The 16,557-nt window shown below is 73.4% G+C and carries 14 protein-coding genes; 6 read left to right on the forward strand and 8 right to left on the reverse strand.

Annotated features, from left to right (window positions below; all coding sequences use genetic code 11):
* Positions 1 to 196: 196 nt before the first annotated feature.
* The gene (locus TCUR_RS08260) at positions 197 to 940 is read right to left on the reverse strand and encodes a zinc ribbon domain-containing protein (protein WP_012852033.1); all 744 of its coding nucleotides are present in this window, start codon (positions 938 to 940) and stop codon (positions 197 to 199) included.
* Positions 937 to 1,743 carry a Nif3-like dinuclear metal center hexameric protein gene (locus tag TCUR_RS08265; protein ID WP_012852034.1) on the reverse strand — a complete coding sequence of 269 codons (807 nt, stop codon included), beginning with the start codon at positions 1,741 to 1,743 and terminating at the stop codon, positions 937 to 939. Before TCUR_RS08265 ends, TCUR_RS08260 begins: the two co-directional genes overlap by 4 nt.
* 205 nt (positions 1,744 to 1,948) lie before the next feature.
* On the opposite strand from TCUR_RS08265, the gene TCUR_RS08270 reads away from it, so the two are divergent.
* From TCUR_RS08270 to TCUR_RS08280, 3 genes are all read left to right on the forward strand, one after another.
* A complete protein-coding gene (locus TCUR_RS08270; protein ID WP_174315324.1) occupies positions 1,949 to 2,350 on the forward strand; it encodes a DUF6191 domain-containing protein in 402 nt (133 codons plus the stop codon).
* A gap of 205 nt (positions 2,351 to 2,555) precedes the next feature.
* Positions 2,556 to 2,936: a hypothetical protein gene (locus TCUR_RS08275; RefSeq protein WP_041439425.1), complete on the forward strand. Its 381-nt coding sequence runs from the start codon at positions 2,556 to 2,558 to the stop codon at positions 2,934 to 2,936.
* Positions 2,937 to 3,080: 144 nt separating this feature from the next.
* Positions 3,081 to 3,296 (forward strand): hypothetical protein, encoded by a 216-nt coding sequence (locus tag TCUR_RS08280; protein ID WP_012852037.1) that lies wholly within the window; start codon positions 3,081 to 3,083, stop codon positions 3,294 to 3,296.
* Positions 3,297 to 3,612: 316 nt separating this feature from the next.
* On the opposite strand, the gene TCUR_RS08285 is transcribed toward TCUR_RS08280, so the two are convergent.
* The 3 genes from TCUR_RS08285 to TCUR_RS08295 form a co-directional block, all read right to left on the reverse strand.
* Positions 3,613 to 5,877, reverse strand: coding sequence for a SulP family inorganic anion transporter (locus tag TCUR_RS08285; protein ID WP_012852038.1), 2,265 nt, complete (start codon positions 5,875 to 5,877; stop codon positions 3,613 to 3,615).
* Positions 5,878 to 5,945: 68 nt separating this feature from the next.
* Positions 5,946 to 8,069 carry a hypothetical protein gene (locus TCUR_RS08290; protein ID WP_012852039.1) on the reverse strand — a complete coding sequence of 708 codons (2,124 nt, stop codon included), beginning with the start codon at positions 8,067 to 8,069 and terminating at the stop codon, positions 5,946 to 5,948.
* Positions 8,070 to 8,267: 198 nt separating this feature from the next.
* Positions 8,268 to 8,846, reverse strand: coding sequence for a YbhB/YbcL family Raf kinase inhibitor-like protein (locus tag TCUR_RS08295; protein ID WP_012852040.1), 579 nt, complete (start codon positions 8,844 to 8,846; stop codon positions 8,268 to 8,270).
* Between the two features lie 407 nt (positions 8,847 to 9,253).
* On the opposite strand from TCUR_RS08295, the gene TCUR_RS08300 reads away from it, so the two are divergent.
* Positions 9,254 to 10,612, forward strand: coding sequence for an NAD(P)/FAD-dependent oxidoreductase (locus TCUR_RS08300; protein WP_012852041.1), 1,359 nt, complete (start codon positions 9,254 to 9,256; stop codon positions 10,610 to 10,612).
* Between the two features lie 210 nt (positions 10,613 to 10,822).
* Here the strand turns inward: TCUR_RS08300 and TCUR_RS08305 are convergent, their stop codons facing one another.
* Both TCUR_RS08305 and TCUR_RS08310 read right to left on the reverse strand, forming a co-directional pair.
* Positions 10,823 to 11,647, reverse strand: a complete 825-nt coding sequence (locus TCUR_RS08305) for an ABC transporter permease (protein ID WP_012852042.1) — start codon at positions 11,645 to 11,647, stop codon at positions 10,823 to 10,825.
* Between the two features lie 32 nt (positions 11,648 to 11,679).
* A complete protein-coding gene (locus tag TCUR_RS08310; RefSeq protein WP_012852043.1) occupies positions 11,680 to 12,663 on the reverse strand; it encodes a daunorubicin resistance protein DrrA family ABC transporter ATP-binding protein in 984 nt (327 codons plus the stop codon).
* Between the two features lie 241 nt (positions 12,664 to 12,904).
* On the opposite strand from TCUR_RS08310, the gene TCUR_RS08315 reads away from it, so the two are divergent.
* Positions 12,905 to 13,465: a PH domain-containing protein gene (locus TCUR_RS08315; RefSeq protein WP_012852044.1), complete on the forward strand. Its 561-nt coding sequence runs from the start codon at positions 12,905 to 12,907 to the stop codon at positions 13,463 to 13,465.
* A 47-nt stretch (positions 13,466 to 13,512) separates the two neighbouring features.
* Positions 13,513 to 15,060, forward strand: coding sequence for a PH domain-containing protein (locus tag TCUR_RS08320; RefSeq protein ID WP_245537010.1), 1,548 nt, complete (start codon positions 13,513 to 13,515; stop codon positions 15,058 to 15,060).
* Here the strand turns inward: TCUR_RS08320 and sepH are convergent.
* A complete protein-coding gene (sepH, locus tag TCUR_RS08325; protein ID WP_012852046.1) occupies positions 15,032 to 16,300 on the reverse strand; it encodes a septation protein SepH in 1,269 nt (422 codons plus the stop codon). The two genes, TCUR_RS08320 and sepH, sit on opposite strands and share 29 nt — an antisense overlap.
* Positions 16,301 to 16,557: the final 257 nt, after the last annotated feature.

Here is a 16,557-nt window from a genome sequence, read left to right on the forward strand (position 1 = left end):
ACGGTGACGGCACGTCACGGCGGATTCCTTCGGTCGGGGTCTGCGGAACGGGCTGCCGGCGGCGGCTCTCACGCCTCGCCTCCGGCGGCGGCGCGGCGGGCGGGCCGCAGGGACGGGCACGGCGGCCCCTGCGGCCGCGGCCTTGCGGACCGGGCGGCTCGGCATGGCCAGGGCTGCGGCGGGCTTTCCGGGCGGGTCACAGGCCCGACTCGGGGGTGCGGATGAGGATGCGGCGGCACTCCTCGCAGCGCACCACCTCGTCTTCGGCGGCGGCCCGGATCCGGTTGAGGTCCACGGTGTTGAGCGCCAGGTGGCAGCCCTGGCAGCGGCCGCGGTGCAGCGCCGCGGCGCCCACCCCGCCGAACTGGCCGCGCAGCTTCTCATACAGGGCCAGCAGGTCCTCGGGGATCTCCTTGGCCACCTCGGTGCGGGCGGCGCTGGTGGTTCCGCTCTCTTCGTCGATCTGCCGCCAGGCCTCGTCGCGGCGCTTGGTGACCTCGGCCAGCTCCCGCTCGGCGGCCTCGCGCTCGGCCCGCAGGCCGGCGGCCTTGGCCTCGGCCTCCTCGCGGCGCTCCATGATCTCCAGCACCACCTCCTCCAGGTCGGACTGGCGGCGCTGCAGCGAGGCGATCTCCGCCTGCAGGCTGGACAGCTCCTTGGCGGAGGTGATCATTCCCGAGTCCAGCCGCTCCTGGTCGCGCCGGGCCCGGGTGCGGACCTGCTCGACGTCCTGCTCGGCCTTCTTCTGCTCCCGGTCCAGATCGCCGACCTCGGTCTCGGCGGCCACGATCGCATCGCGCAGTTCGGCCAGCCGGGCCTGCAGGCGTTCGATCTCCGCCTTCTCCGGCAGCGTGCGGCGGCGGTGCGCCAGCCGGTCCAGCGCGGTGTCCAGCTCCTGCAACTTGAGCAGTCTCTGCTGGGCTTGCGGTGCTGCTTTCACTTGGCTCCTTCGAAGTGCAGCGTCCAGGCGTCGGTGACGAGCGTGGAGACCCGGGTGGTCAGGTCCAGGTGGCTCAGCAGCCGCCGGGCGTCCTCCAGCCAGGGCCACTCGGTGGCCCAGTGCGCGGCGTCGATCAGCGCCGGCCCGCCCGCCTCGCACGACTCCGAGGCCGGGTGGTGACGCAGGTCGGCGGTCAGGTAGACGTCCACCCCGGCGCGGCGGGCGGTCTCCAGCAGCGAGTCGCCGGCGCCGCCGCAGACCGCCACCCGGCGCACCGGGCGGTCGGGGTCGCCGGCCACCCGCAGTCCCCAGGCGGTGGCCGGCAGCCCGGCGGCGGCGCGGGCGGCGAACTCCTTCAGCGGCATCGGCCGCTCCAGCTCACCGATCCGGCCCAGCCCGCGCTCCGGATCGTCGGCGGCGGGCGCCAGCGGGACCAGCGGGCCGGTCAGCCCCACCGCCCGGGCCAGGGCGTCGGAGACCCCGGGCCGGGCCACGTCGGCGTTGGTGTGCGCGGTGTACAGCGCGATGCCCGAGGAGATCAGCCGGTGCACCATCCGGCCCTTGAAGGTGGTGGCGGCGACGCTGTGCACCGGGCGCAGCAGCAGCGGATGGTGGGTGATGATCAGGTCGGCGCCCCATGCGGCGGCCTCGTCGGCGACGGCGGCCACCGGGTCCACCGCCAGCAGCACCCGGCCGATCTCGGCGTCCGGATCGCCGCACACCAAACCCACGGCGTCCCATGATTCGGCCCATGCGGGCGGGTAGAGCTCTTCCAGGACGGCGATCACTTGGGACAGACGCACAGTCGGCAGGTTACCGCTCCGCCGAGGGGACGCGGGCGCCCCGGCGCCGGGCAGGCGATCCGATGACACCCGGCGGATCGTGGCTTGGCGCCGCTCGGGCTATCGTGAGGTGTCCCTCGGCCCGATCCCGGGCAAGATCGCCTGGGCGGACGGCCCGCTGGGCCGGGCCGGGAGCAAAACGGCGTTCCGGAACGTTGGAGTCTGCGTGAAGTCACCTTTTCGCCGCCGCCGCAAGCGGCCCAAGGGCCGTGCGGTCAAGCCGAAGCCCCCGCAGCAGCCGGAGGTCGTGGACTGGCCGTCGGAGGGCACCGGACGCACCTCGATGATGGCCGCGATCCGCGGTGACGGGGAGACCGGTGCGGGGTTCGGCGCCGGCATGTTCGAGGAGCTGCACGCCGCCTTCTCCGGGGCCAAGAAGATCCAGCTTCAGGAGCAGGAGGCGCAGAAGCTGCGCCGGGGGGACGACCACCACCTGGAGGGCAAGGGCAGTCTCCGCGACAATCTGGACTCCGGCAAGATCCGCATCCGCCGCATCACGCCCGCCGCGCCGCAGCCGGCCGAGGACGGCTCCGCCGAGGACGATACGGGCGGCGATTCGGCGAAGTAGGTTTTCCGCCGCCCATCCCGCCGCATTGCCGCAGACGGCCTGCCGGGGGTCGCCCAAGGCATGGCCAAGTGCGTTCGTCCACTTGTCCTGAACGGACGCTGAAAGGCCCGGTGAACCCTGCCTTCCGGGTGAAACAGGCCATAAACCTTCCATTGGAAACCACTTGTTCTCGAACGGGCATTCGAGCGCTGGATATCGTGGACCTGTGAGCGCTCACCCGCCCCCGGGATGGCCCGTCCAGGTGCACCCGCCGGGCACCGAGCGGTTCGAGGAGACCGCGATGGCCTGGCTGCTGGAATTGGTGCCCCCCGAATACCGCCGCTACGGAGTACTGCGCCGCCATCCCCTCGCCCTGGCCCGGCTGGCCCGCCAGCACATCGAGGCGTGCGTCGCGGCGGCGCGCCAGGGCTTTCGCACCGCCCGCGCCGACCTGGGCGGCGACGTCCCCCCGCACGGCATCGAGGCGTTGCTGGAGGTCTACCGCCGCGAGGGCGCCCGGCTGGCCGCCCTTGCCGAGGCGGTGGCCGCGGTCGAGGCCGAACTGCGGGCCTCGGCCGCCTCTTCCTCCCATGAGCGGCCGGACTGAAAATCCGGCCGAACAATTTCTGGGATTCACGTCAGGCGACACAAACAGTCAGAAACGGGGCTCTTATGGTCATGACATGAGCCGGTCGAAAGGGGGGCCGGTGGCAGGGCGGGCAGCGCGGGGCCCGCAAGGGAGGAAGCGGCCATGTTGTTCATGATCATCGCAGCGGTCGCGCTTATCGCGTTCGTTTTGTCGCTCGTTTACCTGGTCGAATTCGCACGGGTCAGCCGGTACGACGCGCTGTTCTCCCCGGCGGACCGCGCCGCCGTCCGCCGGGCGCGCTGGGTCACCGGGATGTACGTCCGCACGTACGCGCCCAGCGCCCACGAGCCGGAGCAGCGGGAACTGCTGCACCGCTGAGCTTCTCCAGGCGCCGTCCCGGCGGATCGGGCGAGGGGCACGCGTCAAGGGCGACGCGATGAGCCGGGACGCCGCGGGGACGGGCGCCGCCGAGGCGTCCGTCCCCCAAGCCGTGAAGCCCTGCGCCGCAAGGGCTCACCGCAGGGCTCGGGGCCGAGCGAACGCAACGCCGGGGATCTGCACGGGGCGGCCCCGGCCCGGGCACCGCACGGGCCGTCCCGGGAGGGGCGGCCCATCGGCTTGAGAAGAACCACCGACGGGCCGGACGCCTCTGAGGACACGCCGTCGCCTTGCCCTCGGCTCCGCGAGGTCCCGCTCAGGTGGTGGTGGACAGGTTCTCGACGTCACCGGAGGCATCGTCGGGAATCGGGACGAACTTCGATGCCTGCCGGTCGAGGATGTGCACCTTGGCCGTCTCCAGATCCAGATAGAGACCGACCAGCTCCAGCTCGCCGGCCTCCACCAGCCGGTGCAGCCACGGGTAGGTCAGCAGGTTGTCCAGCTGCTGCTGGACGTTGATCTGGCACAGCCGGCTGAGCGGGGACTGCCCGTCGTTGGGCTCGGCCTCCACGAAGCGGGCCAGGCTGTGGTTGGCGTGCTTGAGCCACCGCGACAGGCCGGGCAGATGCTCCACTTCGGTGCCGCCGGCCAGCACACCGGCCATGGCGCCGCAGTTGGAGTGCCCGCACACCGTGATCGTTTTGATGCGCAGCACATTGGTGGCGTATTCCACCGCCGCCATCACCGAGTCGTCGGCCAGCCGGGAGCCGTGACGGGGCACCAGGTTGCCCACGTTGCGGAGGATGAACAGGTCTCCCGGCCCGCTGGCGGTGATGATGTTGGGCACCACCCGGGAGTCCACGCAGGTGATGAACAGGTGCTCGGGCGTTTGCTGGAAGGCCAGCTCGGCCAGGATCGGACGGACCAGCGGCGCCATCTGACCGTGGTACTCGCGCACCCCCGCCAGCAGCAGCGAACGCGGAGACATCTCCGAAGCGTCGGGGCTGCTCCTGTTGTTCCGCCGCCACCGATTCGCCCAAGGCGCCCACCAGCGCCCGGGTGGCGGTGATTTACGCGCTGGGGACGTTTCTCCGGTCACAGCCCTTTCGTACCAACATTCGTGGATTTCATCTATGTCTACTTCGCCACCCTGCCGCTCGTGCGACAGCCGCCAGTCGTGCACGGCCTCGAAGGCGGCGTGGTCCATGAAGTCCACGTTCAGGTCCAGATCGACCGACGCGCCGGCCGGGACCTGGCGCAGCACGCCCATCAGCTGGGGCACCCCCAGGAAGGTCAGCGAGCCGGTCACCGCCACATGCCAGCGCCCGGCCGCCTCCTCCACGCTCACCGACAGCCGGGTCAGCCGCCGCAGCGCCATCCAGGCCGTCAGCACGATCCCCAGCAGCACGCCCTCGCCCAGGCCCAGCAGCACCACCCCGCCCAGCGTGACGAAGTACACCGGCGCCTCGCGGTGGTTGCGCAGGTCCCGGACGCGGGCGATGTCGATCAGCTTGTAACCCATCGCCACCAGCAGCGCGGCCAGCGCCGACAGCGGAACCAGCTCGATCACCGGCCCGCACAGCAGCGCCAGCAGCAGCACCCACGCCCCGTGCATGACGGTGGCGGCCCGGGTGCGCGCCCCGGCGTTGATGTTGGCCGTGCTGCGCACCGCCACGCCCGCCACCGGCAGCCCGCCCAGCAGGCCGGAGAGCACATTGGCCGCGCCCTGCCCGGCCAGCTCCCGGTCCAGGTCGCTGCGCGGCGTCCCCGGCGGGCGCATCCGGTCCACGCCCAGGCTGCACAGCAGCGTCTCCACTCCGGCGACCACGGCCACCGCCACCACCGCCCCGGTGATCGCCAGCGGTGATCCCGACGGCATGGCCGGGGCCTGCCAGTCGTCGAACAGACCGTCGGGCAGCTCCACACGGGGCACGTCCCAGCCCAGCGCCCAGGCGGTGACGGTGGCCGCGACGACGGCGGGCAGCGGGGCGGGCACCCAGCGCGCCACCGCACCGGCCGTGCCCCGCCACGGCAGCGGCAGCCGCCCCCAGCTCACCAGCACGGCGATGGTCAACAGCCCGACCAGCACCGCGTGGGAGTGGTGGCCGACCAGCTGGCCGGGCAGTTCCAGCACGTTGTGCAGGGCCGAGTGCTGCGGGCTGCCGCCCAGCACCACGTGGATCTGGGCCAGGATCAGCACCACTCCGATCCCGGCCAGCATGCCGTACACCACGGCCGGGGAGACCGCCAGGGCCGCCCGGGCGACCCGCCCGGCCCCCAGCAGCAGCTGCACCAGCCCGGCCAGGAGGGTGATGGTGCAGGTGGCCCGCCACCCATAGGTCTGCACCAGCGAGGCCACCAGCAGTGTCAGTCCCGCGGCGGGGCCGCTGACCTGCAGCGGCGAGCCGCCGAGCGCGCCTGCTGCGATCCCGCCGACGATGGCGGCGATCAGCCCGGCGGCGACGGGGGCGCCGGAGGCGACGGCGATCCCCAGCGACAGCGGGACCGTGACCAGGAAGACGACGAACGAGGCGGGCAGATCCCGCCGGACGACTGTTGCAGTGAGTGGTTTCAGGGTCACCTAACGTATGGAATCACGGCCCGCGCGGCCTCACCCCGGATTAGGGCGAATGCCGTGCGGGCCATGACTCACCTGCGGTGATCGCGGTGACTCTCCCAGTCGTCGATGGTGCGCTGCGGGTCCTGATGCCCGTAGGGGGAGCCGGGCTCGCTGCGCGGCGCCCCGCTCTCGCCGGAGCCGCCGAGCGGTCCGTAGCCGCCCGGCTGCGTGCCGCTCAGGTAGCCGCCACCCAGCGCCTGGGTGGCGTTCGGGTCGCCGCCTGCGGCGGTGTAGCTGCTGCCGCTGAAGTCGCCGTAGCGGCCGGGCTCGGCGGTGCCGGAACCCGCGGGCCCCGACAGGGTGGACGACTCGCTGGCACCCGTGCCGAACGTCCCGTAGGAGTCGCGGCCCGCCGACGGGGGAGCGCTCAGCGGGTCGTCGTAGCGCGGGGTGTCGTAGGCCGGAGCGGTCGGGTAGGAGTCGCCGGAGTAGCTCGAGGAGGCGGACCCGCCGGAGGTGGTGGAGCCGTACCCGGACGAGCCGCCCAGCCCCGAAAAGCCGCCCGGCAGCGAGCTGCCCGACAGCTGCCCGCCGGCCAGCTCGTCGGTGTGGCCGCGCCCGGGCTGGTCGTAGCCGCCGGAGGAGGCCGGCGCGGACGTCGCCGGAGGCGACCACGGTCCGCTCGCCCCGTAGGAGGGGTCGTGGGTGGTGCTGAGCGGGTCGTTCAGCGGGTCGGTCAGCGGCCCCGTGGCGGCCGGTTTGGCGCCGCCGGCCGCCGAGCGCTGCCGGTCGGACTGGATGCGCTGCAGCAGCTCATCGACGGTGGGCAGGCGGTGCCCACCGGATTCGCCCTGCCGCCTGGAGGTCCCGCTCGAGGCGCCGGCGGAGGCGCCGGGGGTAGCGGGGGTAGCGGGCGCGGACGGGGTGGCGCCCAGGTGGGGGAAGCCGCCGGGGTCGGTGCGGGGACGGCTGTGCTCGCCGAACCCGCTGTGCAGCGGGTTCGAGCCGACCGGCGGCAGATCCGTCCCGTAGGAGGGGGCGCTCTCCCCGCCGCTGTAGGAGGGCTTCTCGGCGGAGGCGCTGTAGGAAGGGGTCTCGGTGGGGGTGCTGCCGTAGGGGCTGTCGGCCGGCTTGCTCCCGTAGGAGGGGGTCTCGGTGGAGCCGCCGCCGTAGGAGGGGGTCTCCAGCGGGCTGCCGTAGTCGTCGGAGCGGTTGACCGGCAGCCCGAGCGGGTCGGCGGACGGGGGCGGCGACATCGGCAGGTCGAAGGGCTCCCGCAGGGTCGGCCCGGCCGGGTCGCCCGCCGCCGGGGAGGCGGGCGAAGGGGTGCCCGCGGGGGGAGTGCTCGCCGCGGGAGGGCTCATCGGGTCGCCGTCGCCGCGGAAGTGCGAGGCGACCGGCACGTCGTGGGAGTCGGGCGTGCCGGAGAAGGAGGGCGAGGGCATCGACTGCGGCCCGGTCGTCCCATAGGAGCCCGCCGCCGCGGGCTCGGAGTAACGGCCGGGCTCTGCCCCGTAGGCCGGCTGCTCGGCGCCGTAACCGGGCTCGCCGCCATAGCCGGGCTCATTGGCATAGCCGGATTCGCCGCCGTAACCGGGCTCGTTGCCATAGGGGGCCGGCTCACCGCCGTACTGCCCGCCGTCGGCGCCGTAGCCGTCGTTGTCATAGCCGGCGGAGTCGGAGCCGCCCAGCGCGACCGTCTGGGTCGCGGCCGCGGGATCGGCGGGGGCGTGCGGCTGCTCCTGCGGCTCCCCGGCCTCCTCCTCGCGCTCGTTCACCGGGGCGCCGAGCGGGTCGGCGGCCAGCTCGGCCTCTGAGCGCTTGTCGTCGCGGTCGTGCTGCCAGGGGAACTTGGGCTTGTCGAAGGTGATGGTCGCCCAGTAGTCGTCGTCGGGCATCTCGTCGCCGGCCTCGGGCAGGTCGTCGTCGGCCGCCCGGGACCGGCGGCGGCGCGGGGGCGGCGGGCCGGCGGGCGATGCCTGCGGGCCACCGGCGACCCGGCGGTCATAGCCGGTGCCGTGGTCGTCGTAGCCGTCCTCGACGCCTTCCTGTCCGGGTGGGGGGACGGCCCGGCGTCCTCGGGAGGGGGGCGCCTGATCGTCGGCCATCCAGTCGTCGGAATCGGTCCGGTTGGCCCGCATGCCCAAGACCACCAGGACCACCACGAGGATGACGACCACGATGAGGCCGGGGACGACGATGTACATCATCATTGCGTAACCATCCAATGCCATGGCCCAGCGAGGATCGCCGGCGTGGCCTGTCGGGACGGGCTCTGAAAGCCCTTGCTGACTGCCGCTAGCGCTTGGGCGCAAAGGGGCCTGTGCTGATTCTCGCCGACCGCCATGACGCCTGTCACACCGTTCGTCGACATCTGCACCCCCAGGCTCGCGGACCCTTGTCGAACGCCGTCACCGGGTGCCGAAGTTCCCGGTGATCCGTCCCCGGCCCACCGTGTGCTCGGCGATGGTGCGCAGCGCCTCCTTGAGTGGCGCGCCCTGCTGCAGGGGCAGCCGCTCGTCCAACGCATACAGCGTGAAGCGGTACCGGTGCCGCTCGCCCTTGGGCGGGCACGGCGGCACGTACGCGGTCTTCTTGCTGGTGTTCAGTGCCTCCACCGCCTTTTCCGGACGCGCCCCCTCGACGAGCTCGTTGGTCGTCCCGTCGATGTTCACCAGGACCCAGTTGACGAAGGCCCCGTCCGAACCGTCGGGGTTGTCCACCACGATCGCGAACGCCTTGGTCGTCTGGCTCGGCGCCCCCGACCACCGCAGCGGTGGCGTCCTGCCCTGGCCACCAGGGTACGCCGGACAGGCGAATCTCGCGGGCAGGTCTTTACCGTCGTGGAAGGCGGGGCTGGTGACGGTGAACTCGGCGATGTCAACGCCGGTGCCGGTGGCGTGGCCGGTGAGGCCGCAACCGGTCACCGCGCCCGCCAGCGCGACCGCTGCCGCGGCGGCCACATGCGGACGCCGGCTCGTGCTCTTCATTCCTTCAATGCTCCCGGGCGATCATCGCGGGTTCCGCCCCGTGGCGTGGATGCGGGGCGGGTGCCTTCCTCGCGGGTCCACCCTAGAGCCTCCGGGCGGGTGTATCCGCGTGGAATCGGCAGGTGGGGTCCCTCCGGCCGCCGCCGGGGCCGGATCGATGTCCGGAGTGTCCGGATCGCCGCGCCTGCGGCACTGTGACATCGGCCATGACCGGTATGCGCCTTTGTGGCGGGATCTGTGTGAAGGAGTGGCATAGTTCACTCGTTAAGGCGCGGTCCACTTTGCCCTGATGAGAAAATGTGTCGTTCTTAACGGGGAATGGATTGGTGTCGGGGAGTGTTGTTCCGATAGCTTGTGAACGCCTTCACAAGCTATCCATCCACCGTCATCCCAGGAGGCCGTGACCGATGGCCAGGCGACCCCAGGCCCCCGACGCCCCCCACATCCTCATCGTGGGCGGCGGCTACGTGGGCATGTACACCGCGTTGCGCCTGGAAAAGAAGCTGCGGCGCGAGCTCAGACGCGGCGAGGTCAAGATCACCGTCGTGGACCCGCAGTCCTACATGACCTACCAGCCCTTCCTCCCCGAGGCCGCCGCCGGCAACCTCTCCCCCCGGCACGTGGTGACCCCGCTGCGCCGGGTGCTGCCCCACTGCACCGTGCTGGGCGCCCGGGTCACCGAGATCAACCACGCCGAGCGGTGGGCCATCGTCCAGCCGGTGGCCGGCCCGCCCGAGCGGATCTCCTACGACTACCTGGTGATGGCCGCCGGCTCGGTCTCCCGGACGCTGCCGATCCCGGGCCTGGCCGAGCACGGCATCGGCTTCAAGACCATCGGCGAGGCCATCCACCTGCGCAACCACGTGCTCGCCCAGCTCGACATCGCCGAGTCCACCCGCGATGAGGAGATCCGCCGCAAGGCGCTGACCTTCGTGTTCGTCGGCGGCGGGTTCGCCGGGGTGGAGGCGCTGGCCGAGCTGGAGGACATGGCCCGCACCGCGGTCAAGTACTACCGCAACGTCAGCGTCGAGGACATGCGGTGGGTGCTGGTGGAGGCCTCCGACCGGATCCTCCCCGAGGTCGGCCCCGACATGGGCAAGTGGACCGCCGAGCAGCTGCGCGGGCGCGGCATCGACGTGAAGATGAAGACCTTCCTGCAGTCGGCCGTCGACGGCGTGGTCGAGCTGTCGGACGGCAGCCGCTTCCCCGCCGGCACCCTGGTGTGGACCGCCGGCGTCAAGGCCGCCCCGGTGGTGCGCCACTCGGACCTGCCGCTGGATGAGCGCGGCCGCATCAAGGCCACCGAGTTCCTCACCATCGAGGGCCTGGTGCGGGCCTATGCCGCCGGCGACAACGCCGCGGTGCCCGACCTGACCAACGAGGGCCGCCCCTGCGCCCCCAACGCCCAGCACGCCGTCCGCCAGGCCAAGGTGCTGGCCGACAACATCGTCCGGTCGCTGCGCGGCAAGACCCTCAAGCCGTACGTGCACGACTCGGTCGGCTCGGTCGCCGGGCTCGGCCTGTACAAGGGCGTCGCCCACGTCTACGGGATCAAGCTCAAGGGCTTCCCCGCCTGGTTCCTGCACCGCACCTACCACGTCTCGCGGGTGCCGACCTTCAACCGCAAGGTCCGGGTGCTGGCCGACTGGACGCTGGCGCTGATCTTCAAGCGCGAGACCGTGTCGCTGGGCAGCATCGAGCAGCCCCGCGCCGAGTTCGAGCTGGCCAGCCGGGACGAGGTCAAGCCCCGTTCGCACGCGGCCTGACCGGCCTGATTTCCGCGATCGGTCCCCCGGGAACGTTCCCGGGGGACCGATCTTTGCCCGCCCTCCGTCGCCGGGCCGCCCGTCGGCCCACCGCCGGATGCGCTCCGGGGATGCCGTTTTCCCGCCGGCATGCCTCCGCCTCGCCCCGTCCGCCCCCGGGGCGAGGCGGAGGCATGCCCCGCCCCGGGACGCTTCGACGGACGGCTGCCCTCAGCCGCGCCGGCGGAAGGCCCGCAGCGACAGCGGGACGAAGATGGCCGCCATCAGCACGCCCCAGCCCAGCGCGATGGCCGCGTGCTCGGCCACCGTGCCGCCGCTTTGGGAGCCGACCAGCAGCCCGCGCACCGCCTCCACCAGGTGGGTCATCGGGTTGTTGCGCATCACGAACTGCAGCGCCTGCGGGGCGCCGGGGGAGATCGGCACGAACGCCGAGCTGAGGAAGGTGACCGGGAAGATGATGGTGAACCCGAAGATCTGCACCTTCTCCGGCTCGTTGACCGACAGGCCGATGTAGACCGACGCCCAGGCGAACAGCGAGGTGAACGCCAGCAGCAGCGCCAGCGCCCCCAGCAGGTGCGGCACGCCGGTCTCGATCCGGAAACCGATCGCCATGCCGACCGTCAGCAGCACCGCCAGCGACCACACCTGCTTGACGGTGTCGGCCAGCATCCGGCCCGCCAGCGGGGCCAGCCGGGAGATCGGCAGGCTGCGCAGCCGGTCGAACACCCCCTTGGTGACGTCCACGTTCAGCCCGAACCCGGTGGTCATCGTGGCGAACAGCGCGTTCTGGGCGATGATGCCGGGGATCACGATCGGCAGATAGTCCGCCACGGTGCCGCCGATGGACGGCCCGAAGACGTAGGCGAACAGCAGCACGAACATGATCGGCTGGATGCTCAGGTCGAGCAGCTCCATCGGGTTGTGCTTGATCTGCACCAGGTTCCGCCACGCCAGGGTCAGCACGTTGCGGACCGCGGTGCCGGGGGAGACCCGCCTGCCCGAGGTCATCGGGAGGGAAGAGGCCGCGGTGGTCATGGGGTCTGCTCCGTTTCAGTGCGGGGGCTGGGTCATACGGCGGTGGTGAGCGTTCCGGCCGGTGCGTCCGGGCCGGCCTCCGCGGAGCCGGCGGGGTGGCCGGTGAGGGCGAGGAACACCTCATCGAGGCTGGACTTGCGCAGCGACAGCTCGGCCACCGCCACCCCGGCCTCATCCAGCCTGCGGACGATCACGGGCATCACCGCCGGGTCGGCCAGCGGCGCGCGGACCAGGCCGCCTTCGACCGTGGGCCGGGCCCCGGTCAGCTCGGCCACGATCCGGCGGACCGTCACCTGGTCCGGCTCGGTGAGCGGGCGGACCTCCAGCACCTGGCCGCCGATGCGGGTCTTGAGCTCATCGGGCGTGCCCCGAGCGATCACCCGGCCGTGGTCGATGACCGCGATGTCGTCGGCGAGCTGGTCGGCCTCCTCCAGGTACTGCGTGGTCAGCAGCACGGTCACCCCGTCGTCGGTGAGCCGGCGCACGATGTCCCACAGCCCGCTGCGGCTGCGCGGGTCCAGCCCGGTGGTGGGCTCGTCCAGGAACAGCACCTGCGGGTGGCCGACCAGGCTGGCGGCCAGGTCCAGACGGCGGCGCATGCCGCCGGAGTAGGTCTTGGCGGCCCGGTCGGCGGCCTCGGTCAGCGCGAAGCGCTCCAGCAGCTCGGCGGCGCGGCGGCGGGCCGCACCGCGCCGCAGCCCCAGCAGCCGGCCGATCATGATCAGGTTCTCGGTGCCGGTGAGCATCTCGTCGACCGCGGCGTACTGCCCGGTCAGCCCGATCAGCCGGCGCACCCGGTGCGGGTCGGTGACCACGTCGTGCCCGCAGACCCGGGCGCGCCCGGCGTCCGGCCGCAGCAAGGTGGCCAGCACCCGCACGGTGGTGGTCTTGCCGGCGCCGTTGGGCCCCAGCACCCCCAGCACGCTGCCGGCCCGGGCGGTCAGGTCGACCCCGGCCAGCGCCCGGGTCTCCCCGAAGCGTTTCTCCAGGCCCTCGGCTTCGATGGCGAAAGTCATGTTCGAAAAACTCCCTGAAAGCGGGTGGGCGGGACGATGCGGGACATTGCACGACCTTGACGCAGCGGCATGTCAAGCTATGCGGGATTCGCGTGGGGGCGCATCAGGTTTTTTCGCCGCGTCCGCCAGCCTCGCACGCGGCTCTGACGGAACCGGAAAGCCGCGCCTTGCCCCAGGTGGGGGACACGGGTGAGGCGATGATGACCCGGGAGCGGTACCGCCGCCGACCTAGACTCCAGTTGTGACGGCGGTCAGTGACTTCTCCGAAGCGGGGCCGGCCGGCGGTGCGCCGCCGCGGCTGCGTCCGCCCGCGCACCGGGTCTCGCCTCGCGCCATCGCGCACTGGGCGATCGACTACCTGCTGGGCTGGGGGCTGGCGTTCGCGATCGCGCTGGGGGCCGCCGCCTGGGCGGACTCGGCCCGTCCCGCGCAACTGCCCGCCTGGGCGGCCGAGCGGATCTGGTGGGCGCCCCTGGCGGTGGGGGCCGCCGGGCTGCTGACGGCGACGGTGGCGCCCGCCTGGCGCTACCGGGTGCACCGCTGGGAGGTCAGCGCCGACGTCGTCTACACCCGCACCGGCTGGTTCTCCCGCCAGTGGCTGCTGGTGCCGGTCAGCCGGATCCAGACCGTCGACACCGCCCAGGGACCCGTTGAACGGCTGCTCGGCCTGGCCACCATCAAGATCAACACGGCCTCGCACGCCGGCTCCTCGGAGGTGGCCGGCCTGCCGGTGGAGGTGGCCACGCACCTGGCCGGGGAGCTGGCCCGCCGGGCCCACGACCTGCGCGACGACGCCACATGATCCCCGGCGGGGCGCAAGGGGGAGGCGGCGGGACCGGAACCCGCCCCGTGCCGCCGCCGGCGCAGGCCGGCCCGGCGGCCAGGCGGCTGCATCCGCTGACCTTCGTGGTGGGGGCGGTCCGCGAGATGGCGGCGCTGGTGATGGCCGGGGCCGCCGGGCTGGCGGTCGGCGGGCTGTCGACGGCCTTCTACTTCGCGCTCTCCGGCCTGGTGTTCGGCCTGGGATACCACCTGATCAAGTGGGCGACCTTCACCTACACCCTCCATGAGGACCGCATCGAGCTGCGGCGGGCGCTGGTCAGACGGTCGGTCAAGGCCATACCGCGCGAGCGGATCCGGGGCGTGGACATCAGCGCCCCGCCGGCGCACCGGCTGCTGGGCATGGCGATCGTCCGCATCGACGCCGGCTCCGAAGGCGGCGAGGGGGAGCTGCGGGCCGTCTCCAAGGCGGAGGCCGAACGGCTGCGCGCCGCGCTGATGCGCGGGGACGAGCCCGCCGCGCGCAACGCGGCCGCCCCCGGCGGGGCGCGGGAGGAGACGGCGGTGGTGGCCCGTGCCCGGCCCCGCTGGTACCTGCTCGCCCCGCTCAGCGGCGCCTACCTGCTCACCCCGTTCGCCCTGGCGGGCAGCCTGCTGGGGGCGCTGTACAACCTCGGGGACGACCTGGGCCTGATCGATGAGCGGCTGCCGGCCCGGCTCGGGGGCGGCGTGGCCGGGCTGCCCCCGGCGGCGATCATCGCCCTGGCGGTGTGCGGGGTGCTGCTGATGCCCCTCGGCTCCGTCATCGCCTTCGCCCTGCTCAACTGGGACTTCACGCTGCGGGCCGGTGAGGGCGGGCCGGGCGGCGGCCGCGACGGCGCGGCGCTGATCGCCGAACGGGGGCTGATCAGCCGGCGCAGCGTGACGCTGGAGCGCCGCCGCATCCGGGGGGTGACGCTGACCGACAACCCCCTGGAGCGCGCCGCCGGGGCCGTCCGGCTCGGCGCGCTGGTCACCGGGCTGGACGATGCCGCGCACCGGGGGACGCTGCTGCCGGTCGCGCCGCGCCCGGTGGCCCTGCGGACGGCCCGCCGGGTGCTGGGCGGCGCGCTGCCCGGGCCGCTGCGCGGGCATCCGCCGGCGGCCCTGCGGCGCCGTCTGGCGAGGGCCCTGGCGGCGCCGCTGGCGCTGGCCGCACTGGCCCTGCTCACCGGGCGGTCCTGGGAGCTGGGCGTGGCGCTGCTGCTGGCGGTGGCCGCGGTGCCGCTCGGCCTGGACCGCTACCGGCAGCTGGGGCATGCCACGGACGGCCGGCGCCTGACCCTGCGGTCGGGATCGCTGCGCCGCCGCCAGGCGGTCATCGAGCACCGGGCCGTGGTGGCCTGGCGGCTGCGGCAGACGCTTTTCCAGCGCCGGGCGGGCCTGGCCACCCTGGTGGTGGGCGTGGGCGCGGGAGAGGGCGGCTACCCGTCGGCCGACATGGGCGAACACGACGCCGTCGCGTTCGCCCACGCCGTCACCCCCGACTGGGTGACCCCGTTCCTGGAGCGCGACCCGGCCGAAGCGGCCCGCGGCGGGACGGGACCGGTCAGTCGGGACGGCGAGCGCCGAACATGATCTCGTCCCACGACGGCACCGAGGCGCGCTTGCCCTTGGGCCTGCGGCGCCGCGGGGCGGACTGCCGCTGCTGGGCGGCGGGCACCGCGGGAACGTCGCGGGCGGCCACGGCCGGCTGCGCGGGCGGCGTCTCGGCCGCCGCGGCGGGCGGCACGGGCGGCTTCTGCCGGGACCGCTCCCGGGGCGGGGCGGGCTTGACCGCCGCCGCTGCGACGGGCCGCTCGGCCTCGGTCGCCGCGGCGGCGGGCGCCGCCTTGGGCGCGGGATCGGGCTTGGCGGAGGCCGGTTCGGCGGCGGGCGTCGCCTCCGGAGCGGTCTCCGCCGAGCCGGCGGGCGCCGCCTTGGGGGCCTCAGGCTCGCTCTGCGCCGTCTGGGACGCCGAAGCCGTCTCCCGCGGCTCCTCACCCTCGGGCGCGGGCGCGGGCGGCCTGGACGGCGGCTCGGCGACGTGCGGCGGCGGCGCCGGAGGCCGGCCGAGAGCCGGCGGCGCGGGCGGCGCCGGGGCCAGCGGGGCGGGCCGCCGGGCGGGATCCGGCACGGGGGCGGGCCCGGGCCGCAGCGGCTGGGCGGGGGAGACCTCCCGCGGGTCGGAGACGACCTTCATGGTGGGGCGGCGCGGCACCAGCGGCGTCACCGTGTCGGAGGAGTCCTCGCCGTCGCCCTCCCACTCCATGTCGCTGAGCCGGGCGGCCAGCTCGTCCATCGGGGACAGGTGGCGGCGACGGGGGTCGAACAGCCACTCGGCGGCCCGCGGGCGGCCCTCCTCAAAGAACGACAGCCGCACCCGCCAGCTGCTGCTTTCGCACTTCCAGGAGTCCCACTCCACGTCCTCGATGTCGACGCCGCCGCGGTTGAGCCGCTCTTCGACCAGCTCGCCCAGCGGCGGGCCGGGGGCCGACTCGCCCGGCCGGCGCACCGGCACGCGCTGGGCCTGCTGGGCCATGTACTCGCGCTCTTGCAGGACGGGGCCCTCGAACCAGCGGACGCGCTCGACCGGGATGCCCGCGGACTCGGCTATCTCCTCCGCCGTCTCACCGGCCCGGATGCGTGCCTGGATCTCCTTGGGGCGCAAGGGACTCTCCACTTCGATCTCGAACTGGCCGAGTCGGGAGAAGTGCCCACGGACCGCGGCGCGCAGCCGGTCGTCGACGGGCAGGGTGAACCGGGTGCCTCGGCCCGCGGTGGCCAGCACGAGGTAGGTACCGTCCTCGCTGACCGCGACGAGGCGCAGTTCCTGCATGCGTGTCCTTCCTGCCAGTCCGGCGACGGCGTTGGAAGGACGCCGAACGACCCGGTGCCACCGTGGACGCCGTCACCGGCGCTTTCACGGGGCGCCGGTATGGTACGACGCCCATCCAAGGGCGCATGCGTGCCCTTCCCCCGGTTCTCGAGTTTCTCTGGTCGGACACGCCTGCTGCTAGCACCGTACCCGGCATGTCCGCACATCGTCGCTCCCAGCGCGCCGAAGATCCCATCTCCCGGGCCCGGGAACGGACG

This window comes from Thermomonospora curvata DSM 43183, from assembly GCF_000024385.1.
GTDB classification, from domain to species: Bacteria; Actinomycetota; Actinomycetes; order Streptosporangiales; family Streptosporangiaceae; genus Thermomonospora; species Thermomonospora curvata.